The organism is Halomonas salipaludis (genome assembly GCF_002286975.1).
GTDB lineage: Bacteria > Pseudomonadota > Gammaproteobacteria > Pseudomonadales > Halomonadaceae > Franzmannia > Franzmannia salipaludis.
In genome coordinates, this window is record NZ_NSKB01000011.1 from 24,865 (window position 1) to 48,553 (window position 23,689).

Annotated in this window: 21 protein-coding genes and 1 tRNA gene; 12 read left to right on the plus strand and 10 right to left on the minus strand. The window is 63.5% G+C overall.

Features of this window, described 5'->3' with window-relative positions; all coding sequences use genetic code 11:
* Window positions 1-31: 31 nt before the first annotated feature.
* From murJ to rplU, 6 genes are all read right to left on the minus strand, one after another.
* Complete coding sequence (gene murJ, locus CK498_RS22615; protein ID WP_095623127.1) at window positions 32-1,555, minus strand: murein biosynthesis integral membrane protein MurJ; 1,524 nt, start codon at window positions 1,553-1,555, stop codon at window positions 32-34.
* A 173-nt stretch (window positions 1,556-1,728) separates the two neighbouring features.
* Window positions 1,729-1,995: a 30S ribosomal protein S20 gene (gene rpsT / locus CK498_RS22620; protein WP_095623128.1), complete on the minus strand. Its 267-nt coding sequence runs from the start codon at window positions 1,993-1,995 to the stop codon at window positions 1,729-1,731.
* A gap of 190 nt (window positions 1,996-2,185) precedes the next feature.
* Window positions 2,186-3,346 (minus strand): glutamate 5-kinase, encoded by a 1,161-nt coding sequence (gene proB / locus CK498_RS22625; protein ID WP_176475884.1) that lies wholly within the window; start codon window positions 3,344-3,346, stop codon window positions 2,186-2,188.
* 30 nt (window positions 3,347-3,376) lie between these two features.
* A complete protein-coding gene (cgtA, locus tag CK498_RS22630; RefSeq protein ID WP_095623129.1) occupies window positions 3,377-4,564 on the minus strand; it encodes an Obg family GTPase CgtA in 1,188 nt (395 codons plus the stop codon).
* An 86-nt stretch (window positions 4,565-4,650) separates the two neighbouring features.
* Window positions 4,651-4,908, minus strand: coding sequence for a 50S ribosomal protein L27 (gene rpmA, locus CK498_RS22635; protein ID WP_095623130.1), 258 nt, complete (start codon window positions 4,906-4,908; stop codon window positions 4,651-4,653).
* Between the two features lie 35 nt (window positions 4,909-4,943).
* Window positions 4,944-5,255, minus strand: coding sequence for a 50S ribosomal protein L21 (gene rplU, locus CK498_RS22640; RefSeq protein ID WP_095623131.1), 312 nt, complete (start codon window positions 5,253-5,255; stop codon window positions 4,944-4,946).
* A 257-nt stretch (window positions 5,256-5,512) separates the two neighbouring features.
* On the opposite strand from rplU, the gene ispB reads away from it, so the two are divergent.
* From ispB to CK498_RS22680, 8 genes are all read left to right on the plus strand, one after another.
* Window positions 5,513-6,487 (plus strand): octaprenyl diphosphate synthase, encoded by a 975-nt coding sequence (ispB, locus tag CK498_RS22645; protein WP_095623132.1) that lies wholly within the window; start codon window positions 5,513-5,515, stop codon window positions 6,485-6,487.
* A 73-nt stretch (window positions 6,488-6,560) separates the two neighbouring features.
* Window positions 6,561-6,637 (plus strand) — tRNA-Pro (locus tag CK498_RS22650).
* A 349-nt stretch (window positions 6,638-6,986) separates the two neighbouring features.
* The gene (locus CK498_RS22655) at window positions 6,987-9,410 is read left to right on the plus strand and encodes a type I restriction-modification system subunit M (RefSeq protein WP_095623133.1); all 2,424 of its coding nucleotides are present in this window, start codon (window positions 6,987-6,989) and stop codon (window positions 9,408-9,410) included.
* The gene (locus tag CK498_RS22660; protein WP_176475885.1) at window positions 9,403-10,686 is read left to right on the plus strand and encodes a restriction endonuclease subunit S; all 1,284 of its coding nucleotides are present in this window, start codon (window positions 9,403-9,405) and stop codon (window positions 10,684-10,686) included. The genes CK498_RS22655 and CK498_RS22660 overlap by 8 nt, the downstream gene beginning before the upstream one ends.
* A 57-nt stretch (window positions 10,687-10,743) precedes the next feature.
* A complete protein-coding gene (locus CK498_RS22665; RefSeq protein WP_095623135.1) occupies window positions 10,744-12,582 on the plus strand; it encodes a GmrSD restriction endonuclease domain-containing protein in 1,839 nt (612 codons plus the stop codon).
* Window positions 12,583-12,657: 75 nt separating this feature from the next.
* Window positions 12,658-13,224, plus strand: a complete 567-nt coding sequence (locus CK498_RS22670) for a hypothetical protein (protein WP_176475886.1) — start codon at window positions 12,658-12,660, stop codon at window positions 13,222-13,224.
* Window positions 13,214-14,455 (plus strand): PDDEXK-like family protein, encoded by a 1,242-nt coding sequence (locus tag CK498_RS22675; RefSeq protein WP_095623137.1) that lies wholly within the window; start codon window positions 13,214-13,216, stop codon window positions 14,453-14,455. Before CK498_RS22670 ends, CK498_RS22675 begins: the two co-directional genes overlap by 11 nt.
* A 17-nt stretch (window positions 14,456-14,472) precedes the next feature.
* A complete protein-coding gene (locus CK498_RS22680) occupies window positions 14,473-15,654 on the plus strand; it encodes a hypothetical protein (RefSeq protein ID WP_095623138.1) in 1,182 nt (393 codons plus the stop codon).
* A gap of 16 nt (window positions 15,655-15,670) precedes the next feature.
* On the opposite strand, the gene CK498_RS22685 is transcribed toward CK498_RS22680, so the two are convergent.
* Both CK498_RS22685 and CK498_RS22690 read right to left on the minus strand, forming a co-directional pair.
* The gene (locus CK498_RS22685; protein WP_095623139.1) at window positions 15,671-16,234 is read right to left on the minus strand and encodes a PIN domain-containing protein; all 564 of its coding nucleotides are present in this window, start codon (window positions 16,232-16,234) and stop codon (window positions 15,671-15,673) included.
* A complete protein-coding gene (locus CK498_RS22690) occupies window positions 16,234-16,686 on the minus strand; it encodes a helix-turn-helix domain-containing protein (RefSeq protein ID WP_095623140.1) in 453 nt (150 codons plus the stop codon). Before CK498_RS22690 ends, CK498_RS22685 begins: the two co-directional genes overlap by 1 nt.
* 163 nt (window positions 16,687-16,849) lie before the next feature.
* Here CK498_RS22690 and CK498_RS22695 point away from each other — a divergent pair, with 163 nt between their 5' ends.
* Together CK498_RS22695 and CK498_RS22700 are read left to right on the plus strand one after the other, a co-directional pair.
* Complete coding sequence (locus tag CK498_RS22695; RefSeq protein ID WP_095623141.1) at window positions 16,850-20,191, plus strand: type I restriction endonuclease subunit R; 3,342 nt, start codon at window positions 16,850-16,852, stop codon at window positions 20,189-20,191.
* Window positions 20,188-20,889: a M48 family metallopeptidase gene (locus tag CK498_RS22700; protein WP_095623142.1), complete on the plus strand. Its 702-nt coding sequence runs from the start codon at window positions 20,188-20,190 to the stop codon at window positions 20,887-20,889. Before CK498_RS22695 ends, CK498_RS22700 begins: the two co-directional genes overlap by 4 nt.
* A 133-nt stretch (window positions 20,890-21,022) precedes the next feature.
* On the opposite strand, the gene CK498_RS22705 is transcribed toward CK498_RS22700, so the two are convergent.
* On the minus strand, window positions 21,023-21,262 hold the full coding sequence (locus CK498_RS22705; RefSeq protein ID WP_095623225.1) for a helix-turn-helix domain-containing protein: 240 nt from the start codon (window positions 21,260-21,262) through the stop codon (window positions 21,023-21,025).
* A 485-nt stretch (window positions 21,263-21,747) separates the two neighbouring features.
* On the opposite strand from CK498_RS22705, the gene CK498_RS22710 reads away from it, so the two are divergent.
* Both CK498_RS22710 and CK498_RS22715 read left to right on the plus strand, forming a co-directional pair.
* Entirely contained in the window at window positions 21,748-22,371 is a 624-nt protein-coding gene (locus tag CK498_RS22710; protein WP_141246993.1) for a hypothetical protein, read from the plus strand.
* A 156-nt stretch (window positions 22,372-22,527) separates the two neighbouring features.
* Window positions 22,528-22,881: a hypothetical protein gene (locus CK498_RS22715; RefSeq protein WP_095623144.1), complete on the plus strand. Its 354-nt coding sequence runs from the start codon at window positions 22,528-22,530 to the stop codon at window positions 22,879-22,881.
* Between the two features lie 22 nt (window positions 22,882-22,903).
* Here CK498_RS22715 and CK498_RS22720 read toward each other — a convergent pair whose 3' ends face one another.
* The gene (locus CK498_RS22720) at window positions 22,904-23,674 is read right to left on the minus strand and encodes a terminase small subunit (protein ID WP_095623145.1); all 771 of its coding nucleotides are present in this window, start codon (window positions 23,672-23,674) and stop codon (window positions 22,904-22,906) included.
* Window positions 23,675-23,689 lie beyond the last annotated feature (15 nt).

Below are 23,689 nucleotides of genomic sequence, written 5' to 3' on the forward strand. Positions count from 1 at the left end.
CGGCCCACACTACGGGCGCCTATGCCGCCGCCTAACCATTCAACTTGAACTGGCTGGGCCGCACGCCCAGCGCCAGCAGCCAGGCGAAATAGGCCCCGGCGCCGGCCACTACAAGGGTCGCCAGCCAGCCGACCCGGGTCCAGACGCCCCAGCCCAGCCAGGCCTGCCAGTCCGGCGCCAGCCCCCACAACAGCGCGCCCATCACCGCACAGCCGCCGCCCAGCTGCAACGCGAAGCGCCCCCAGCCGGGCTGGAACGTCAGCACCCCTTCGCGGCGCAGCAGATAGCCCAGCAGCCCGGCGTTCATGAATGCCGACAGCGCCGTGGCCAAGGCCAGGCCGGCATGCGCCAGCGGCCAGATCAGGATCAGGTTGAAGATCATGTTGGCCGCCATGGCGATGATCCCCACCTTGACCGGGGTCTTGGTGTTCTGGCGAGCGAAGAAGCCCGGCGCCAGTACCTTGATCAGCATGAAGGCGACCAACCCCAGCGAGTAGGCGCGCAGGCTCATCGCCGCCATACGGATGTCGTGTTCGGTCATGGCGCCATAGTGGAACAGCGAGATCAACAGCGGCTCGGCCAGCATCACCAGCGCCAGCGCCGCCGGCAGCCCCAGCAGCAGCACCGCGCGGATCGCCCAGTCGAGCATTCGCGAAAAATGCTGCGGCGACTGCTCGGCGTGGCGCTTGGAAAGCGCCGGCAGGATCACCGTACCGATGGCAATGCCGAACACCCCCAGCGGCAGCTCCACCAGGCGGTCCGAATAGTAGAGCCAGGAGACGCTGCCCGGCGTCAGCAGCGAGGCCAGCACGGTATCCAGCAGCAGGTTGATCTGCGATACCGAGACCCCGAACAGCGCCGGCGCCATCAGCAGCAGGATGCGCTTGACGCCGCTGTGGGCGAAGTTGGGCCAGGGCCGCGGCATCAGCCCCAGGCGCACCAGGAACGGCACCTGGAAGGCCAGCTGCGCCATGCCGGCGATCAGTACCCCCCAGGCCAGCGCCATCGCCGGCTCGCTCATCAGCGGCGTCAGCAGCACCGCCGCGCCGATCAGCGACAGGTTGAGCAGCACCGGCGTGAAGGCCGGGATGGCGAAACGGTTCCAGGTGTTGAGCACACTGCCGGAGAAGGCGGTCAGCGAGATCAACAGCAGATAGGGGAAGGTCAGCCGCAGCATGTCGGCGGTCAGCGCCAGCTTGTCCGGGTCGCGCCCGAAGCCCGGCGCAAACACCCACACCAGCCAGGGCGCGGCAAACATCGCCAGCGCCGTGATCAATAGCAGCACCACCGCCAGGCTGCCGGCCACCGCGTCGAGCAGCTCGCGCACCTCCTCGCGACTGTTGCGTGCGGCGTACTCCGAGAGCACCGGGATAAAGGCCTGGTTGAAGGCGCCCTCGGCAAACAGCCGACGCATGAAGTTGGGGATCTTGAAGGCAACGAAGAAGGCATCGGCGCCGTTGCCAGCGCCAAACAGCGCAGCCACGACCACGTCGCGGGCCAGGCCCATGACCCGCGACAGCATGGTCATGGCACTGACGATCAGCCCCGAACGCATCAGCCCGACCCGCGCCGGTGGCTGAGCGCCCGCGGCGGGAGCTGGGTGGGGCGGCGGCTGAGATGAGGAGTCGTCGTTGGCCACGTCGAGGCGTCACTTCCAGGGCTGATGAATAGCAGAACCAGGCACAAAAAAACCGGCCGCAGCCGGTTCTTTTGCAGAGAGCGTCCGGCTTACGCAGCCAGCGCCTTAATTCGCTTGTTCAAGCGGCTCTTCATGCGCGCCGCTTTCTTCTTGGACAGCACGTCCTTGTCGGCGATGCGGTCGATGACCGGCTGCGCCTGCTTGAAGGCGTCCATGGCCTGGGCGTGGTCGCCGCCGTTGATGGCCTTGATGACGCGCTTGACGTAGGTGCGAACCATGCTGCGCTGGCTGGCCTTGAGGACGCGACGGTTCTCGGCCTGACGGGCGCGCTTACGGGCTTGCTTGCTGTTAGCCACTTACTGTCTCCTTGGAGAATTATTTCACCGACTTACGGTAACTAGTTGACCAAGCTGGGATTATGCTACCACTCCCAACCGGTTTGGCCGTACTGGGTTGCACTCAACCACCGGGCCGTGTCTGAGAGGATGGCATATCCTATCATGCTGTTGGCGCGCTTGCTACTGCGAAACCCGCACGGCACGGGCCTCACAGCACCACCAGGTTGTCGCGATGGATCAGCTCCGGGGCTTCCATGTAACCGAGCAGCGCCTCGATCTGATGACTTGGCTTGCCGAGCAGCCGTGCGGCGTCTTCGGCACCGTAGTTGACCAGCCCCTTGGCGACCCGCTCGCCGTGCTCATCGACGCACACCACCATATCGCCGCGCACGAAGCTGCCGCTGACCGCAGTGACCCCCACCGGCAGCAGGCTCGAGCCGCGCCCACGCAGCACCTTGACCGCCCCGGCATCCAGGGTCAGGCTGCCGCGCACCTGCAACTGCCCGGCCAGCCAGCGCTTGCGCGCGGCGAGCGGCGCCTGCTCGGGGCGCAGCAGGGTGCCCAGCCGTTCGCCCTCGATCAGCCGCGTCAGCACCTCAGGCTGGCGGCCACTGGCGATCGCCGTGACCGCGCCGGAGCGCGCCGCCAGCTTGGCCGCCAGTACCTTGGTGGTCATGCCGCCGCGCCCCAGCGCACCGCCGCCGCCGGCCATCGCGGCCAGCGCCGGATCGCCGGCGCGGCCCTCGTGGATCAGCTTGGCGGTCGGGTCGTGGCGCGGATCGGCGTCGAACAACCCCTCCTGGTCGGTGAGGATCACCAGCGCATCCGCCTCGAGCAGGTTGGCGACCAGCGCACCGAGGGTGTCGTTGTCGCCGAAGCGGATCTCGTCGGTGACCACGGTGTCGTTCTCGTTGACCACCGGCACCACCCGCAGATCGACCAGGGTGCGCAGCGCCGAGCGTGCATTGAGGTAGCGCTTGCGGTTGGAGAGGTCATCGTGGGTCAGCAGGATCTGCGCGGTGAGCAGGTCGTGGCGGGCGAAGTGGCCCTCGTAGCACTCGGTGAGGCCGTTCTGACCCACCGCCGCGGCGGCCTGCAGCTCATGCACCGCCGAGGGCCGTGCCTGCCAACCCAGGCGCACCATGCCCGCCGCTACCGCGCCGGACGACACCAGCACCACCTCGATACCGCGGCGATGCAGCTCGGCGATCTGGTCCACCCAGCCGCCGATGGCCGGCTCGTCGAGACCACGGCCGTCGTTGGTCAACAGCGCGCTACCGATCTTGACCACCACGCGGCGGGCGCCGCTCAGCGCCTCACGACCGGGCGTCTGCGGGTTGCTTTCCACTTGGCTCTCCAAGGCGATCATCCTGTAACTCAGAGCAACGACACGGACGAGTTACTGCACGTACTCCACTTCGACATCATAATCGTCGTCGTCGACGTCGTCGTCATCCTCGTCGTGGCGCTTACGCTTGCGGCCCAGCCGCGCCTCGGTGCGCGCCACCGATTCGGCCTCCATGCGCGCGCACATCTCACGCTCGCGCTCGGCGGCGGCTTCGTCTTCGTTCTCGAGGCGGCGCTGCTCGGTCAACCAGCGGTGCGCAGCCTGCACCAACGCCTCGGTGCCGTCGCCGGAGATCGCCGAGATGCGATACACCGGCCCATCCCAGGCGAGCCGCTCGAGAATCGCCTGGGCGGCGGCCTCGCGCTCCTCCTCGGGCAGCAGGTCGAACTTGTTGAGCACCAGCCAGCGCGGCCGCTCGGCCAGCGTCGGCGAAAACTGCTCGAGCTCATGCACGATTGCCTCGGCGGCCTCCACCGGGTCCGACTCGTCGAACGGCGCCACGTCGATCACGTGGAACAGCAGCCGGGTACGGGTCAAATGCTTGAGGAAGCGCAGCCCCAGGCCAGCCCCGTCCGAGGCGCCCTCGATCAGCCCCGGCACATCGGCCATCACGAAGTGCTCGTGCATGCCGAGCTTCACTACCCCGAGATTGGGCACCAAGGTGGTGAAGGGGTAGTTGGCGACCTTGGGCTTGGCCGCGGAAACCGAGCGGATCAGTGTCGACTTGCCGGCATTGGGCATGCCCAGCAGGCCGACGTCGGCCATCACCTTCATTTCCAGGCGCAGGTTGCGCCGCTCGCCCTCGGTGCCCGGCGTGGTGCGCCGCGGCGCGCGGTTGGTCGAGGACTTGAAGTGGATGTTGCCCAGCCCGCGGCGGCCACCCTGGGCGACCAGCACCACCTGGCCGATCTCGGTGACGTCGGCGATCACCTCGAGGGTGTCCTCGTCGATCACCGTGGTGCCCACCGGCACCTTGACATGCAGGTCCTCGCCGGCCTTGCCGCTCATCTGGCGACCCATGCCACCCTGGCCGTTCTGGGCCTTGTAGAAGCGCTGATACTTGAAATCGATCAGGGTATTCAGCGCATCGTCACCGATCAGGTAGACACTGCCGCCGTGGCCGCCATCGCCGCCGTCCGGGCCACCCTTGGGCACGTATTTCTCACGGCGGAAGCTCAGGCAGCCGTTGCCGCCGTTGCCGGCTTCGGCGATGATCGAGGCTTCGTCGACGAACTGCATGTTTCACTCTCCTGACGGGCATGGCCGTCATGATACGCAAAAGGCCCCGCCGTGGCGGGGCCTTTTACAGCAAGTTCATAGCGCTCTCAGGCAGAGACGACGCTGACGAACTTGCGGTTTTTCGGACCCTTGGTCTCGAACTTGATCACGCCATCGTTCAATGCGAACAGGGTGTGATCACGGCCGAGGCCGACGCCATTGCCGGCGTGGAACTTGGTGCCGCGCTGACGCACGATGATGTTGCCAGCTGTCACTACCTGGCCACCAAACAGCTTGACGCCAAGGCGTTTGGATTCGGAATCGCGGCCGTTGCGCGTGGAGCCGGCTGCCTTCTTATGAGCCATTGCAAATACCTCGCTCTATCAGGGGGCGTGTCCGCTTAGGCGGAGATCCCGGTGATCTTGACTTCAGTGAACCACTGGCGGTGGCCCTGACGCTTCATGTGGTGCTTGCGGCGACGGAACTTGATGATGGTCACCTTGTCGCCACGGCCGTGGGACACGACCTCGGCGGCAACCTTGGCGCCATCGACCAGCGGTGCGCCGACCTTGATGTCGTCGCCGTCGCCGACCAGCAGCACCTGGTCGAATTCCAGCGTTTCACCGGTGGCGATTTCCAGCTTCTCGAGCTTCAGGGTTTCGCCTTCCTGAACGCGGTACTGCTTGCCACCGCTCTTGATAACTGCATACATGTCGTAACTCTCCAGACACTCATCGGGGTTGCGCTCTTCATCGGCCTGCGGCGAGTGGCGCCCCTTTCGGCAGCCATCTGACAGGGAGCATGATGAGTTGGGTCGCGGATTATAGCCGCCAGGCACGCGTGACACAAGCCCTGCGGGTGGTGCCCATCCTCGCTTGACGCCCCCATGGGGCGCCCATAGCATAGCCCTCAATCCAAGGTCGGCCCGCTTCCGGGCGACAGGCCCCACCCCTTACAAGCAGCGCGCCCATGCAGCCGACAGCATCGCCCCTTCACGCGACGGTGGCAGAGGATTTCGCCGCCGTCGACCGCACCATCCTGGCCAAGCTCTCCTCACGGGTGCCGCTGGTCGAGTCCATCGCCGGCTATATCGTCGAGAGCGGCGGCAAGCGGCTGCGCCCGCTGCTGGTGCTGCTCGCCGCCCGCGCCCTGGGCTACGACGGTGACAAGCATATCACCCTGGCCACGCTGATCGAGTTCATGCACACCTCGACGCTGCTCCACGACGACGTGGTCGATGAATCGCACATGCGCCGCGGCAAGGCCACCGCCAACGACGCCTGGGGCAATGCCCCCTCGGTGCTGGTTGGCGACTTCCTCTATTCGCGCTCCTTCCAGATGATGGTCGAGGTCGGCTCGATGCGCGTCATGGAGGTGCTCTCAGCGGCGACCTGCACCATCGCCGAGGGCGAGGTGCTGCAGTTGACCAATGTCGGCAACCCCGACATCGACGAGGCCGCCTACTTCGACACCATCCAGGGCAAGACCGCCATGCTGTTCGAGGCCGCCAGCCACAGCGGCGCGATCATCGCCGCGGCCGACGCCGAGCAGGAAGCCGCGCTGCAGCACTACGGCCGCTACCTGGGGCTGGCCTTCCAGCTGGTCGACGACCTGCTCGACTACCAGGGCGACGCCACGGCGATGGGCAAGAACGTCGGCGACGATCTTGCCGAGGGCAAGCCGACCCTGCCGCTGATCCACGCCATGCGCGAGGGCACCCCGGAGCAGGCCAAGCTGATTCGCCAGGCGATCCGCCAGGGCGGCCTCGAGCGCCTCGATGAGGTGCTGGCGATCGTCGATCAGACCGGCGCGCTGACCTATACTCGCCAGCGTGCCGAGGAGATGTCCGCCAAGGCCCTCGAGCAGCTCGAGCGGCTGCCGCCGAGCCGCTATCGCGACAGCATGGCAGAGCTGGCCCAACTGGCCGTGGAACGCACCACCTGAGCCGCCTGGACACTTGCATCACGGCACAAAATCCGTATACTTCCGCATCGTTGAGGCGCTAGCCCAACCGCGTCGGAGCGTAGCTCAGCTTGGTAGAGCGCTGCCTTCGGGAGGCAGAGGTCGTAGGTTCGAATCCTGTCGCTCCGACCAAAGAACATAGAAAAAACCGCCACTTAGCTCATAGCAGCAGTGGCGGTTTTTCGTTACCGGGCCGCCAGGTTCCAAATAGGTTCCACGCATCTGAGTTTCGCGAGTCAAGGACCGTCCCTGCCGCTGCCCCCTGCATCCCCTGACGCGGAACCCTTCGGCGCTTGCCGACATCCGCAAGCTCGGCACGCGCCCGCCTGCCCAGCAGTGGCCTCACGGATCATCCGCCCTGGAGGGAGGTGGTCATCATGACAATCGGGCATGGCCTTCCCGCCCCAAGTTTGATGAGATAGGTGCCAGTCACCACGGCCGCTCGATGCGGCCGGCTCATCGCAAAGGGAAGCGCCAGACCATGATCCTCACCCTCAACCAGCTGGAGCGGCACCTCTTCAGGGCCGCCGACATCCTGCGCGGGCGCATGGACGCCTCGGAGTTCAAGGAATACATCTTCGGCATGCTCTTCCTGAAGCGTTGCTCGGACGTCTTCGAGCAGCGCCAGGAGGAGGTCCGCGAGCAGCTCAAGCAGGCTGGCGCTGGGGAGATCGATATCGCTCACCAGGTCGAGTTCCCCGACTGGTATCGCGCCACCTTCTACGTGCCGCCGCAGTCACGCTGGCAGCACCTGCTGAAGGAGGCCCATCAGGGTGTCGGCAGTGCGCTCAACAAGGCGCTGGCCGGCCTGGAGGAGCACAACCCCAGCCTCGCCGGGGTGCTGGAGCACATCGACTTCACCCGCAAGGTGGGCTCCACCACCCTGCCGGACAAGAAGCTCCGCGACCTGATCGTCCACTTCAGCGAGTACCGGCTGCGCAACGAGGACTTCGAGTTCCCCGACCTGCTCGGCGCCGCCTACGAGTACCTGATCCGCGACTTCGCCGACTCCGCCGGCAAGAAGGGCGGCGAGTTCTACACCCCGCGCCCGGTGGTCCGCATGATGGTGCGGCTGATGGATCCCCAGGAGGGCCACAGCGTCTACGACCCCTGCATGGGTTCGGCGGGGATGTTGATCCATGCCAAGGAGTACCTGGAGGAGCAGGGCGGCGACCCGCGCCGGCTCAACCTCTTCGGTCAGGAGGCCTCCGGCTCGGTGTGGGCCATCGCCAAGATGAACATGCTGCTGCATGGCATAGGCTCCGCCAACCTGAAAAACGACGACACCCTTACCGACCCACAGCACGTGGAGGGCGGGAATCTGGTGCGCTTCGACCGCATCCTCACCAACCCGCCCTTCTCCATCGGCTACACGCCGAGCCAGCACTTCCCGGAGCGATTCCACTACGGCAGCGTGCCGGAAGGGGCCAAGAAGGCCGACCTGATGTTCCTGCAGCATATGGTCGCCTGCCTCAAGTCCGACGGCCGCCTGGCCACCGTCATGCCCCACGGCGTGCTGTTCCGCGGCGGCGACGAGAAGCGCATCCGCGCCAGCATGCTGGAGGACGACCTGGTGGAGGCGGTGATCGGCCTGGCCCCCAACCTCTTCTACGGCACCGGCATCCCGGCGAGCATCATGGTGCTGCGCGCCAAGGGCGCCAAGCCCGAGGAGCGTCAGGGCAAGGTGCTGTTCATCAACGCCGACCGCGAGTTCTTTGAGGGCCGCGCCCAGAACCACCTGCTGCCCGAGCACATAGAGAAGATCGCCAGCACCTACGACGCCTTCGAGGAAGTGCCCGGCTTCGCCCGGGTGGTGCCCATCAAAGAGCTGCGCGACAACGACTACAACCTCAACATCCGCCGCTACGCCGACAATACCCCGCCGCCGGAGCCCCAGGACGTGCGCGCCCACCTCAAGGGCGGCGTGCCGGTGGCCGAGATCGACGCCAAACGCCCGCTCTTCGACGCCCAGGGCCTCGACCCCATGGCGCTCTTTATCCCCAGGGCGAACGACCCCGACTATGTGGACTTCGCCGAGCTCCTGAACGAGAAGCGCGACCTCAAGCCCGCCATCGAGATGGATGCCGGCCTGCAGCACAAGGAGGCCAGCGTGATGACCGCCTTCGAGGCCTGGTGGGCCGAGCACGGCGCCAGCATCACCGGGCTGACCGGCAATGGTGGGCGCCTCACCCAGCTGCGCGATGAGCTGCTGGGCAGCTTCACCGCGGCCCTGGAGCCCACCGCCATGCTCGACCGCTTCGCGGTGCGCGGCATCATCGCGGGCTTCTGGTTCGACAACAAGAACGAGTTCCGCACCCTGCAGGCCCGCGGCTGCCTGGGCGTGGTGGACGCCTGGCGCACCAGTATCGTGAGCCTGCTGGAAGACGAGCAGAGCAAGGTCAACCCGCTGGACCACCGCCTGGTCCACTTCCTGCTGGAGGAGTACGTCGCCGAGCTGGAGGCGCTCGCCGCCCGCAAGGCGGAGCTGGACGCCCAGATCAAGGCCGCCGAGGCCAAGCCCGAGGGCGATGACGCTGACGAAGCCGACGCCGATAGCGGCGAGGACGACGACGCCCCGACGCCAGAGCAGATCAAGGCCTGGAAGAGCCAGCGCACCCAGGTGCGCAAACAGCACAAGGCCAAGGTCGCCAGCTTCGAGGAGCACCTCAACGCCGCCGTGGACGCCCTCGATGAGCCCGCCGCCGCCGAGCTGGTGGGCACTATCCTGCACAACGACCTGAAGGGCATTCTGGAGCGCTATATCCGCCAGCAGCGCCAGCAGGTGATCACCGCCTTCGAGACCTGGTGGGACAAGTACCGCGTCACGCTGACCGATATCGAGACCGAGCGGGATGCCGCGGCGAGAGAGCTGCAGCAGTATCTGGAGGGGCTGGGGTATGTCTGAGTGGACAACCATTGCAGAGCTGGCAGATACAAACCCAGGGTCACTTCCGGCGAATACGGACCGAGGTTTCAGGTTTAGATACATTGACCTCGGCTCCGTAGATGATGGTGCCATCGACTGGCAGAGAGTCCAGTATATTTCCTACAAAGATGCGCCAAGTCGTGCGCGACGTGTCTGCATAACTGGGGATGCTCTGTTTGGCACTGTTCGACCTAACCTACAATCCCACGGCTACGTCCCAGGTGGCCATATAGACCCCTTGGTGGCCTCAACAGGTTTTACTGTTATTCGGGCTCATGAAGACGTGGCTGATGGTAGATATATTTTCTTCTCCCTGCTCAGTGAAAACATCCTCAGGCAGTCAGTTAACGCGGCAGTAGGCTCCAACTATCCCGCCGTCACCGATAGGGACGTGCGTCAGTTTAGGTTGTTCGCTCCTCCTGTCGAGCAACAGTCAAAAATTGCTGATGTTCTTGCATCACTCGACACCCAGATCCAGAAGACCGAGGCGCTGATCGCCAAGCTGGAGAAGGTCAAGGAGGGCCTGCTTCAGGACCTGCTGACCCGCGGTATAGACGAGAATGGCCAGCTTCGCCCCAGCCCTGAGCAGGCACCGGAGCTCTACAAGGATTCGCCGTTGGGGTTGATTCCCATCAGCTGGGAGATTCGCAACTTAGATCAAATTGCAGATGTCGTTGATCCACAGCCAGATCATAGAACACCACCAGCCGTTGAAGATGGGGTTCCATATGTTGGAATTGGTGATTTCGACAGCGAGGGAGCAATTGACACAGCATCTTGCAGGAAAGTTTCTTTTTCTGCCTATGAGAAACAAAAGTCTAGTTTTTCAGTGACTCCTGGCGACATTATTTACGGAAAAATAGGAACGCTCGGCAGACCAAAAAAACTTCCAAATGGCACCTATGCTCTCAGCGCCAATGTGGTGCTAATACAGCCTTCCTCCTATAAAGCCCTCCTGTTTTATGCCCTTAATTCTTCACGTACTGAGAAGCAGATTCTTGACATAACAAATACCACCTCTCAGCCAGCCTTGGGGATAGAAAAGGTTCGGAAATTGCTTTTCCCCATTCCAGAACTAGGTGAAGCTGAAGAAATCTCTATCCGCCTTGAGAAGCTAAGTGACTGTATTCAGCGTGAGGCCTCGCGATTAATTAGCCTTAATCTTATTAAGCAAGGTTTAATGGATGACCTCCTTACCGGTCGCGTCCGCGTCACCCCGCTGCTCGACCAGGCCCAGGCCACCACCCCAGCATAGACCGGAGCTCTTACAACAACATCACAACACCAGGATCACATCGCACAGGGAGCCGCCATGACCACCTTCGACAGCACCAAACGCTCGCTGCCCGAGCTCCTCAAGGACATCACCACCGGCAAGATCCAGCTCCCCGACTTCCAGCGCGGCTGGGTGTGGGACGACGACCACGTGCAGAGCCTGCTGGTCAGCATCGCCCGCTCCTTTCCCGTGGGGGCGGTGATGCTGATGGAGACCGGCGGAGAGGTGCGCTTCGAGACCCGCCCGGTGGAGGGCATCGACCCCGACAGTGTGACCAAGCAGCCCGACCAGCTGATCCTCGATGGCCAGCAGCGCCTCACCAGCCTGACCCAGGCGGTGGGCCTGGACGCCCCGGTGAACACCCGCACCGCCAAGGGCAAGCCCATCAAGCGCCACTACTATTTCGATATTCGCACCGCCCTGGAGGGCGAGGATCGCCTCGAGGAGGCGGTCATCGCGGTGGACGAGAACCGCCAGACCCGCAAGAACTTCGGCCGCGACGTGGACATCGACCTCTCCAGCCGCCAGCTGGAGTGCGAGCAGCTCTACTTCCCCTGCGACAAGCTGCTGTCGCCCAACGACTGGGCCGGCGACCTGTTCAAGTACAACAAGGACGAGATCGGCACCTACTTCGAGTTCCAGGAGAAGATCATCAGCGCCTTCTCTGCCTACCAGCTGCCGGTGATCGAGCTGAAGAAGGAGACCTCCAAGGAGGCGGTCTGCCTGGTGTTCGAGAAGGTCAACACCGGCGGGGTGCAGCTCTCGGTGTTCGAGCTGATCACCGCCAGCTACGCCGCCGAGGGCTACAACCTGCGCGACGACTGGTTTGGCTCCGATATCCGCGATGTGCCCTCCCGCAAGGCGCGCTTCGAGGAGCACGAGCTGCTCCGCGACGTGCAGAGCACCGACCTGCTCCAGGCCATCACCCTGCTGCAGACCCGCGAGCGCAAGCTGGAGGACCTCAAGGCCGGCAAGACGGGCAAGCAGGTGCGCCCGGTCAGCGCCAAGCGCGCCTCGGTGCTGGATCTCCCTCTCGACGCCTACACGCGCTGGGCCAACGCCGTGGAGAAGGGCTTCGTCGAGGCCGCCTACTTCCTCAAGGGCGAGTGCTTCTACAGCCGCCGCGAGCTGCCCTACGCCACCCAGCTGGTGCCCCTCGCCGCGGTGATGACTCTGCTTGGCAACCGTTGGCGCGAGCCGCGCATCCACGCCAAGCTCTCGCGCTGGTTCTGGAGCGGCGTGCTGGGCGAGCTCTACGGCGGCGCCGTGGAGACCCGCATCGCCCTGGACCTGGAAGAGCTGATGAACTGGTTCGAGGACGACGCCGAGCTGCCCCGCACGGTGATCGACGCCTCCTTCGATCCCACCCGCCTGGAGTCGCTGCGCAGCCGCAACAGCGCCGCCTACAAGGGCATCAACGTGCTGATCCTGCGCGAGGGCGCCGAGGACTTCTTCTGGAAGGGCGATATCCAGGCGCTCGACCAGCAGGGGGTGGAGCTCGATATCCACCACATCTTCCCCCGCGCCTGGTGCGAGGCCCAGGGGCTCTCCTATCGCATCTACGACTCGATCATCAACAAGACGCCCATCTCCGCCAGGACCAACCGCATGATCGGTGGCGACGCCCCCTCGGCCTACCTGGCCCGCCTGCAGGATCATCAGCAGGTCCAGCTCGGCGACGAGGCGATGAACGCCCTGCTCGAGGGCCACCGCATCCCCGCCGAGACCCTCCGCGCCGATGACTTCGACGCCTTCTACCAGCAGCGCAAACGCCGCCTGCTGGAGATCATCGAGAAGGCCATGGGCAAGAAGCCGCTGCTGGGCTCCGACGAGGGAAGCCCGGAAGCTGTCGAGGAAGGAGCATACGAGGTCTAAGCCTCGTTGCATCGACAACCTCAATAGCGGCAGCGACAAGCGTGCCGCCCTCACTATCGAATGAAGGACTCAGGGATGAAGGAACTTACCGTCATCGGTGTGGGTGGAGCCGGCTTATCGCTGGCTCAGCAGGCTCACAAGCGGATTGGTGGTCGCTTCTTGGCCATCAATACAGATCGTGAACAGCTCAAAGGCCTGCCTGCGGGCCAGGGCCTGGTGATAGGTCCACACAGCTGTGGAGGCAAGAGTGCCGTATCTCCGGCTCGCGGTCGCAAGGCAGTAGAAGAGTCTCTGGGCGACATCAGGGCTCTATTGCCGGACAGCGGCAAGGCGGTGCTACTCGCTGGGCTGGGAGGTGGCGCCGGCACCGGGGCCATGCCTACCCTCGCCAAGGAGGTCATCCAGCGAGACCTGAATCTCCTGGTGGCCGTGACGCTGCCCTTCGGGCTCGAGGCTGAGAGACGCGAAGCCGCTCTGACAGGACTGAAGGAGCTGGAGGCAACCGGTGCCACCATCATCACTCATGATCACGCGAAACACCTCACCGGCTTCTCTGGCTTGGAGGAAGCTCTAGCAAGTAGCGCTGAAGCCCTCGCGGAGCGAGTTCAGCTCTGGATGGAGGGTGAATCCGATGCTCAATGACCTGTTCATGACCGATGCGCTCATGGAGGTCGTCAGCGATGCTCGCAGGAGGGCCAACAAGCATGGGGAGCGCTTCAATATCTTTTCCATTCTCAGAGTGCATAGAAACGAAGCCGAGACCCACTCTAGGTTCCTGCATGAGCTGCTGAAACCCCAAGGCCGTCACGGTGAGGGTGGCGCCTACTTGCAGCTGTTTCTCGAGGACGTGCTTGGTCTCCAAGCGTCTGGTGAAGATCCCTATCGCGTCAGCCGGGAGCTGGCTACAGAAGAGAAGCGTCGAGTCGATATTGTCATCGAGTCACCAGATGCCATCGTGGGTATCGAGCTAAAGATTGATGCGGCCGACCAGCAAGCCCAGCTTCATGACTACTACCAAGAGCTTGAGTGGCGCGCAGGCAGTGAAAAGCAAGTAGTCCTGGCGTACCTGACATTGGATGGCAAAAGGCCGTCGGCCATGAGCCTGAATGGGCTACACAAAGAGAAGGTAGTCTGCCTGTCTTTCGCAGATAACGTCTCACTCTGGCTCGAGGCCTGCATTGAGAAAAGCCAGCACAAGCCGGCTCTAGCTCATGCCATCCAGCAGTATCAACAGCTGATTCATAACCTGACAGGGAAGGGAGGAACGATGGGCGACTTGGTGGCCGGCGAGCTGAACAGTGACGTGGAGCGGTTCAAGGAAGCCCTGGAGGTCGAGAAGTCACTTCCCAAGGCGAAGGCATCCGTTCAGGAGCTGTTCTGGCAGGAGTTGAGAGCCGCACTCGAAGCCCAGTTTGGCGTCACTCCGAGCGTCTACGGTGGCAAGAGCATCGCGGCCATTTCCCAAGACTACTACTCGAAGAACAGAAACAACAAACATGTCGGCATCAAGCTGCCGATCTGCAGCCTGGAAAGCAGAAATGTCTATCTCTACGTCAACCTCTACCATGCCGTTCACTATGGCCTCCGTGTGGAAGACGAGTCAGGCACCGTCGTCCCCTCCCCTGACTTGAGGGAGATGGCCCGAATGGCGGTGGGAAAGGGAAATGCCGTGGCTGACGGCCATGCTGACTGGCTGGCCTGCTACTACTACAACCCGGCAGCGGGCGATGACGAGAAGATCATCAACTTCGATGCTTTCAATAGCGCCGCCGTCGGCCTGCTGGATCCCGAGGTGCGCCGCACATTGATCGCGGACATGGTGGCTCATCAGGCTGAGCTCGCCGCGAAAGCCAAAACACTACGTAGCCGATAACAGCAACGGACGCGCCAATGCCAACCTACGGAAACATCCTTCTCAAACAGGACGAGAACGGCGCCTTCACTACCGCCCGGCGGGCGCCGCTGGGCTTCACTGATGGCCGCAACGAGGCCTGGCTGCGCGATCTGCTCGCCGGCCACCCGGACCTGCTGCCCATCGAGGAGGTCGATCCCTCCTTCGCCCCGCTGGCGCCGCTCTGCACCGAGCTCTCCACCGAGGCCGGCCCGGTGGATGCGGTCTTCATCAGCCCTTCCGGCCGGCTGACGCTGGTGGAGTGCAAGCTGTGGCGCAACCCCGAGGCGCGGCGCAAGGTGATCGCCCAGATCCTCGACTACGCTCGGGCCGTCTCGGGCTGGAGCTACGCCGACCTGCAGCGCCGGGTCGCGACTGCTACGGGTCGCAAGGGCAACGTGCCCTTCGAGGCCGCCCGGGAGCTGCAGCCGGACCTGGATGAGTCCGCCTTCGTGGACGCCACCGCCCGCGCCCTGCGTGAGGGGCGTTTCCTGTTGCTGATTGCCGGCGACGGCATCCGCGAGGGCATCACCGGCATGGCGGACCTGATCACCCGCAACGCCGCACTCGGTTTCAGCTTCGGGCTGGTGGAGGTTGCCCTCTACCAGTTCGGCGAGCAGGGCCTGGTGGTGCAGCCGCGGGTAGTGGCCAGGACCGAGACCATCGAGCGCACCTTCGTTCACCTCCAGGCGGGTGAGGGTGGCGCGCTCCAGGAGGTCGCCGAGGAGGCCGAGGCGAGGGGGGAGGTCAGGGGCGAGTCTTCCACGATGGCCGATGAGCGCGCCTGGTGGGAGCCGCTGACGCGCATCCGCTTCGATGACCCGGAGCAGGAGGCACCGACCTACCGGCCCCGCAACCACGTTCGAGTGCCCATGCCCTACCCGGGGATCTGGCTCACCGCCTACCGCTCGATGGGGGATGGCGTCTGCGGCGTGTTCTTCACCGGGGCCAAGTCGGAGGCCAGGCAGGTGCTCGAACGCCTTAACGAGGAGCGTGAGCAGATCCTGGCCGAGCTTCCCGAGGGGAGTGATAACCGCCGCTCCAGCGGTGAGCTCGGCTTTGCCAGCTATGCTCAGCTCAGTGACTTCACCAGCGACGACGAATGCCGCGAGTGGCTGGCGCAGCAGCTCAACCAGTTCGTCAACGCCCTGCGCCCGCGGTTGAAGACGCTTGCCAGGTAAAGAGGGGCAGCTGCCGTTACAGGACCTCGATGAACTCACGCAGCCGGTCGGCCGTGACGATCAGGCCGCAGGCTGCCAGGGTGTCGAGGTACTCCTCGGCGCTCCTCGGTGGCCGACGCAGGCTGGCGCGATGGCGATGCACGGTCCTGAGCACCAGCCCCTCGTTCAGCTCGAACTGCTGCTCCAGAAAAGTATCGGGATGGACGGCCTCGATTCCGAAGCCGGCCAGGGTATCGGCGGGGAAGTCCTTCAGATTGAAGGTGACGATCAGCTGCGCCCCGGCGCGAATGGCCGCGGCCAGCACGTGACGGTCATCGGGGTCGGGCAGCTCGAGGGCCTGGATCAGCGGCTCATGCCCGGTAACGAGGGCATCCGGCACCGCCTGATCCATGAGCTCGACAGTTCGCGGTAACGCCTCGGCCAGCTCGGGGCGCTTCTTGAGCAGGTTGCGCGTCCACTCATCGTGGATCTGCTCGGTCCAGCGCGCCGCGTATAGCCCCGAAGTGGCCAGGCGCATCAGCAGATCCCTCAAGGGCGCGGGATAGAGTACGCAGGCGTCGTAGACAACCACGAAGCGCATCAGTAGCCCATATCCAGGTCCTGGGCTTGATCGGCCAACTCCTGTAGGGCAGCCTCGGATGCCTCCTCCTGCTGACGCTTGTAGGCAAGCAGGTCTTGAAGGCGAATCCGGCGATGCGTGCCCACTCGGGTGAACGGCAGGGCGCCCTCCTCCAGCAGCTTGACCAGGTGGGGCCGCGAAACATTGAGCAGGTTGGCGGCTTCCTGGGTTGTCACCTCGGCATGGGTGGGAAGGATGGTCACAGTATTGCCTTGGGCCATTTCTGTCAGCAAGTCACGCAGCAGCACCAGCGCCTTGCGGGGCAGCACCAGATCCGCTCCATCCAGCTTGATATGCGCACGGTCGCTCTCGGGCCGCTCGCGGAGCAGCTGGCTGAGCTCGGTGGCACTGGCCCTGGCCAAGCGGGTGAGCTCAGCGTCATGGGGCACGGTATCCTGGGCGTTATGGTTCATGGCATGACCTCCAGGCAACCTCCGCTAGTGTTGGTGGCTGTCTCGTGTTCCATCGTTACTAGCCAGGCTATTCGAAATAAACAAAAATCGCAATATTCGAAACGGGATATTGGCCTCTGGGCTGGTATGCTCAGCATAGTGAATTCACCTTGGGAGCCGCGGCATGGCAGGACCCGAGTACACGGATGTCGAGAAGCCCTTTATCGACCAGTTGGTCGGTCAGGGCTGGGAGTTCCTGGCCGGCTCGGTGGACGATCCCGCCGTGACCTATCGCGAGAGCTTCGCCCAGGTGGTGATGGAGCCCCTGCTGCGCGAGCGGCTGCGCGAGATCAACCTGCGTGATGGGCAGCCCTGGCTCGATGAGGCGCGCCTGGAGCAGGCCGTTGCCGCCATCACCCGGCTGCCGGCCAGCAGGGTGCTCGAGGCCAACCAGCAGGCCACCGAGCTGCTGCTGGGCGGCCTTCCGGTGGAGGGGCTCGAGGGCTGGGACGGCGGCCGCGGCCAGACCCTGCGCTACATCGACTGGGAGGAGCCCGCCAACAACGTCTTCACGGTGGTCAATCAGTTCAAGATGAAGTGCCCGCCCGGCCACGATGGCGCCAAGGGCCACGTGATCCCGGACCTGGTGCTGTTCGTCAACGGCATCCCGCTGGTGGTGGTGGAGTGCAAGAGCCGCAGCGTGCCGGAGGGGATCAGCCAGGCGGTGGACCAGCTGCGCCGCTACCACGACCAGCGCTTCCTGGAGGGCGAGGTCGGCGAGCACGAGGGGGCGCCGGCGCTGTTCGCCACCAGCCAGTTCCTGGTGGCCAGCAACTTCGATGAGGCCCGCGTCGGCACCATCGGCGCCCGCTTCGCTCACTACCTGAGCTGGAAGACGGTGGCGCCGATGCGCGAGGCGGAGGTGGCCATCGACCTGGGGGTGGCGGATCTCTCCGCCCAGCAGCGCCTGATCGCCGGCATGCTCACCCGGGCCAACCTGCTCGACATCATGCGCCACTACACCCTGTTCATGAACCTCGGCGGCCAGACCATCAAGCTGGTCTGCCGCTATCAGCAGTTCCGCGGCGTCACTCGGGCCGTCGAGCGCCTGAAGAGCGGCAAGACCCGCCGCCAGGACGGCGAGGCCGACCGGCGCGGCGGCATCGTCTGGCACACCCAGGGCAGCGGCAAGAGCCTCTCCATGGTGTTCCTGGTGCGCAAGCTGCGCACCGACCCGACGCTGCGCCGCTTCAAGGTGGTGGTGATCACCGACCGCAAGGACCTCCAGGCCCAGCTCTCCGCCACCGCCGAGCTCACCGGCGAGAGCGTCGAGAAGGCCGGCAACACCGCCCAGCTCAAAAAGCTGCTGGGCCGCGACGGCCCCGGCCTGGTGTTCGGCACCATCCAGAAGTACCGCGAACCGGATGCCGAGGGGGAGGAGGATCAGAGCGGCGAGGATGCTGGCGCCGGGCTCGACACGGGCCGCCGCGATGCCGCCGAGGCCCTCAAGAAGCCGACGCTCAGCGAGCCTTTCGAGGTGCTCAACACCAGCGAGGAGATCCTGATCCTGGTGGACGAGGCCCACCGCACCCAGGCCGGCGACCTGCACGCCAACATGATGCGTGCCCTGCCCAACGCCGCGCGCATCGGCTTCACCGGCACGCCCATCATCATGGGCGACAAGAAGCGCACCCACGATATCTTCGGCGAGTACATCGACCGCTACACCATCAAGGAGGCGGAGCAGGACGGTGCCACGGTGCCGATCCTCTACGAGGGGCGCACCGCCAAGGGCGCGATCAGGGATGGCGCCAGCCTCGACGGCCTGTTCGAGGACTTGTTCCGCGACCACAGCAAGGAGGAGCTGGAGGCGATCAAGAAGAAGTACGCCACCAAGGGGCAGATCTTCGAGGCACCGCAGCTGATCCAGGAGAAGGCCCAGGACATCCTACGCCACTACGTCACGAACATCCTGCCCAACGGTTACAAGGCGCAGCTGGTGGCCTACAGCCGCCGCGCGGCCCTGCGCTACTTCGAGGCCCTGGAAGCGGCCCGCGCCGAGCTGCTGGAGGAGGCGCTGACGCTCTCCCCCGAGGACAAGGCCCTGGACGACACCCAGCTGCTGACGCGCCCGCCCCGGGTCAAGGCGGCGATCCAGGCCTGGCGCTATCGCGACGTCTTGCGACAGTTGGAGTTCGCTGTGGTGTTCAGCAGCGGCAACAACGACGACGCCACCTGGGCCAAGTGGAGCGACCGCGGCGCGGTGGAGAGCCACATCAAGCGCTTCAAGAAGCCGCTGCCGCCACTGGACGGGGCAACCCCCAAGGACCCGGCCAAGCACGACCCGCTGGCCTTCCTGGTCGTCAAGAGCATGCTGCTCACCGGCTTCGATGCCCCGATCGAGGGTGTGATGTACCTGGACCGCTCCCTGCGCGAGGCGGAGCTGCTGCAGGCCATCGCCCGGGTCAACCGCACCGGCCACGGCAAGCGCCACGGCATCGTGGTGGACTACTTCGGCGTGGCTAACCACCTCAAGGAGGCACTGGCCGCCTACAGCGAGGAGGACATCGAGGGCGCCCTGCAGAGCCTCAAGGACGAGATTCCCCTGCTGCGCGACCGGCACCTGCGGGTGGTCGATGTGCTGCGCGGCCAGGGGGTGGATGACCTCGACGACACCGAGGAGGCGGTGCAGGCGCTCGCCGACGAGCGGGTGCGCGCCGAGTTCGCGGTCAAGCTCAAGGAGTTCAACCGCGGCCTGGACGACGTGCTGCCGCGCCCCGAGGGGCTCGAGTTCGTCAACGATGCCAAGCGGCTGGCCTACATCCACGCCTTGGCCCGCAACCGCTACAAGGACACCCCTGAGCTCGGCCGCGACATCGGCAACAAGGTGCGCAAGCTGATCGACGACTACGTGATCTCGCTCGGCATTGACCCGCGCATCCCGCCGGTGCAGCTCACCGACGCCGAGTTCGATGAGCACCTCGGCCGCCAGGTGGGGGACCGGGCCAAGGCTTCGGAGATGGAGCATGCCGTTCGTGCCCACACTCGCAAACACCTGGACGAGGACCCGGTGAAGTACGGCCGGCTCAGCGAGCGCCTGGAGGAGCTGCTGGAGCAGCTAGATGGCCAGTGGGCCGAGCAGGTGGAGGCGCTCAAGACCCTGATCCAGCAGTTGCGCGACGGCGCCCGGGTGGAGGGGGAGGAGATCCCCGAGATGCCGGCCCACGCCGAGCCCTTCTGGCGGGAGCTGGTGGCCAGCAGCGGCCTTGCCGTGGAGGAGCTAGACGAGGCCAGCGCCCAGAAGCTGCTCGAGGCCACCGAGGAGCTGGTCGGGCTGATCCAGCAGGAGATCGCCATCCCCGACTTCTGGAAGCCCTCCCACATCCCGGACCAGGAGGCGCTGCGCCAACATATCTTTTCCAGGCTGATGATCAAGCGGCTCGTGCCCTTCGACCAGGCCAGCGAGGTGGCCCAGCGACTGCTCGATCTCGCCCGCAGCAATCACGACAAGCTGGTGAATGCATGACACAGCTCGCCGTTGACGATCTGACCCTGGAGGTGCGCGAGAGCTCGCGCCGCAAGACCCTCGAGATCACCGTGGAACGCGACGGCGAGCTAGTCATCGCCGCGCCACGTGGCACCGACGAGCGGCTCCTGCGCGACTTCGTGATTGAAAAGCGGTTGTGGATCTACCAGAAGCTTGCCGAGAAGGCCGAGCGCCGCCGCCGGCTGCCGCGCAAGGAGTACATCAACGGCGAGGGCTTCCTCTACCTGGGGCGCAGCTACCGGCTCAAGCGCGTGCCCTCGGAGGCCCAGGACACCCCACTCAAGCTCGTCGCCGGGCGCTTCCAGCTGCGGGAGGATGCGCTTCCCGACGCCCGTGAGCACTTCGTTCGCTGGTACAGCGCCCGCGCCAGCGACTGGCTCGCCGCCAGGGTGAGGGAGCACGCCCGGCGAATGGGCGTCGAGCCCGCCGGAGTGAAGGTCCAGGACCTGGGCTACCGCTGGGGCTCATGCGGCAAGGGCAACCGGGTTTACTTCCACTGGAAGACCATCCTGCTGCCCCGGCACATCGCCGAGTACGTAGTCGTCCACGAGCTCGTTCACCTGCACGAACCTCACCACACCCCGGCCTTCTGGCGCCGCCTGGAGCGGGCCATGCCGGACTATGAGCAGCGCAAGGCCTGGCTCGCCCGAAACGGGATCGAGGTGGAGGGGGTCTAATTGTGATCTCTCGACCGTTACGATGAGGGACGCCTCACGGGAGCATCGTCAAAAATAACCGTCAACTCGGCACGTACATCTTCTCAAGGCTTGGAGACTCCGGGAATCCTGGCACAGTCCAAGCTCGCGAAAGCTACTCATCGACTCCCAGTGGCTGAAGCAGCTCCACGATATCCACGCCCAGCCCATTCGCAATCCGCTCCAGGCCATCGACGCTGATATTGGTCACACAGCGCTCCAGCTGTGAAATGTAGGTACGGTGAAAGTCTGCCAGCTCAGCCATCTGCTCCTGGCTCAACCCCCGCTCGCGGCGAAGTCGCTTCAGGTTCGCTGAAATCCGCTGCCGCGCGGTACAGGTAGGTGGTGAAGGCATGGTGTCGGTCATGCCGGGATACTGACCCTCTACTCCCCATGCATCTACAGACTAACCATCTACTGCTTATGAATCTCATTGTGCTAGCCTATGGGATAGGGTAACTCCATGCCTCTTGACCCTTGGCGCACCGCTACAGCTTTTCCAGGTCAGAGGCAGTCTTCATCAGCTGGGAGATAGCATAGTGACGGAAAATGTTGTAATAGCAATATTTTATTCTTTAATCTTTTTGCTACTTTTCTGGAGGGTTAAAGTAAACAACCACACTAGCCGCACTCTAATAGTGAGCTTTATTTTTGTAATAGGAGTTCTGCTTGCAGCGCTAACTGCCACTGGATTCCTTATTTGGCTTCTATATACCATTGCCGACATCCCAAGTTCTGAACCTGTCACAATGGGGTTTGCATCTCTAATACTGGCGGCCTTGATTCAAGCCTGGAGGTGGAGTATATCTATTATAAAAGCCACCCAAAAAGACTCCTAAAATGTCACAAAAGGCACAGGGAATGAAAAGACAAATATACTTTACAACAGAGCTCCTTGATAAGTGTGACTGGCATTTGAATAATGGAGAACGGAAATGTTTCACCCCCTTTGGAGAAGTCATAGAGGACCAGAGTGGAGAGTTATGGCTGTTGATGGGAAATGGAGCACGCAATGAAAAGCTCCACGTCATAGAAGAGAATGGATCTTTGCTAGTAGGCGCCCCGCGCTCCAGGGTGTACAGCTCGTTATTGCCAAAAGTTGAGTACGACACCTTCCTTGATGAAGTTGTGGACTGGATTAAAATATATAAATATCTTATATTTTTCGTCTATGTGGCAGCATGGGCGGTAGAACTTTTATCCGTGTCCAGGTTAGTATCCGCCGCAATCTCTTTTCTGGCAATACTAGTTGCTGTGCACATGGAAATGGGAGGAAAATCACTTTCCTCATTTATAAAATCCTGCGCATTCGCCTCTTTCATTTACATTGCAATATTATTCGTAATAACGTTTATTTTCGGTGTTTTGTTTATCACTCTGGCAGGCATGGGAATCATCTACATCAGTGAAGCTACAGAATTCCTCGTAGGGGATAGATCTATCCTGGATTTTTTTAATCGTTAAAGGGGCGAAAGGGCTGACATACTACAGATAACACCTGAGCATCTCAAAAACTTCGGTACATCCCGAATGTGATAAATACTCCGCTAACAGTGGATAATTTCTATAGGCGATTTGATCATCCGGGATCCTACAACTAACAATAGGGGGAGCCACACGATGACGCCAAAGGAAATACAGGCACAAATCCTGAATCATTGGTGGACACAGCACCGCAGGCAGGCATCGAAACTGGGCCCGGAGCAAAATCAGCGACAGTCGATGGCTCTTGCCCGGATAACACGGTCGGAGATGGACAGCCTGATAGCGATCGGTCTGGACGAGCGGACGGCGTGGAGCGAGGCGTCACGCCTGGCGCTGGTGCCGCCGCCGACATCCGAGGACATCGCAGCAGACCCCGACCAGATGCCGACGCCTGAGCCCACCGCCCCTGACTTCAGTAAAAACCGCATCTTCACTGCGGAGATGGCCGAGCAGGCCCGGGCCAGGCTCAAGCGTATGCTGGGCCAGTAATACCGCGGAGCCTGCCCTGACGTCAGTCCTCGTTCGGTAACAAGCTCTGCTCCTCCCGCTTGCCGCCTGTGGCGATGGCCTTCACCAGCGCTGTCAGTGAGTCGTCCTCCTTGATCCCGAGGTTCAGCTTGGCGTCCAGCATCCCAAGGTGCTTGGCGACGTTCTCCAGGGCCTTCGCCTGATCCTGAGTTTTGATCTCCATACCATCCTTGGTGGTCTTGAGCCCGGCGTACAGGGCACGCGCCTGGGGGCCGAGCCGGCGGGTGTCGGCCACAAACACGATGGCATCGCCTTCTCCGTCGCACTTCGGGCAGTCTGGATGCGGATCAGCGCTGCGGAGATAGCCGTAGCCTCCATCGTTGCTGGGCGCCTTGCGCGGCGTGCCGGCGGCCTCGGACTGGCGACAGGCTTCCTGCCACTCCTCCTCGTCGACCCACTGGTAGCGGTGATCATCGCCATAGCAATAGCGGCAGGCGCAGCGCCGATGCTGCACCAGCTCGTTGACGTCGGCAGTGGCGATCTCCCACCAGCGCCTCACGACAGTTTCTGCGTCGATCTCCAATCGGTGGGCGATCTCGGCCTGGCGCTCGCGGATGTAGGCGTCCACCTTCGGATTCCCGACAATCTCGCAGCCTGAGCGATATGGATCCTTTGCCTTGCCGCCGGCACGCCGATAGGCGGGTCCAGCTTTACCGTCGACCAAGTACTCGTCAGCGACGCGTTTCTGGAAGTCGGTGAGGTCATTTTCGTTCTTCTTCGTGGGGTTGGGCGCTCGCTGGGTTAAATCCTTCATGGCGGTGTCCTCAAG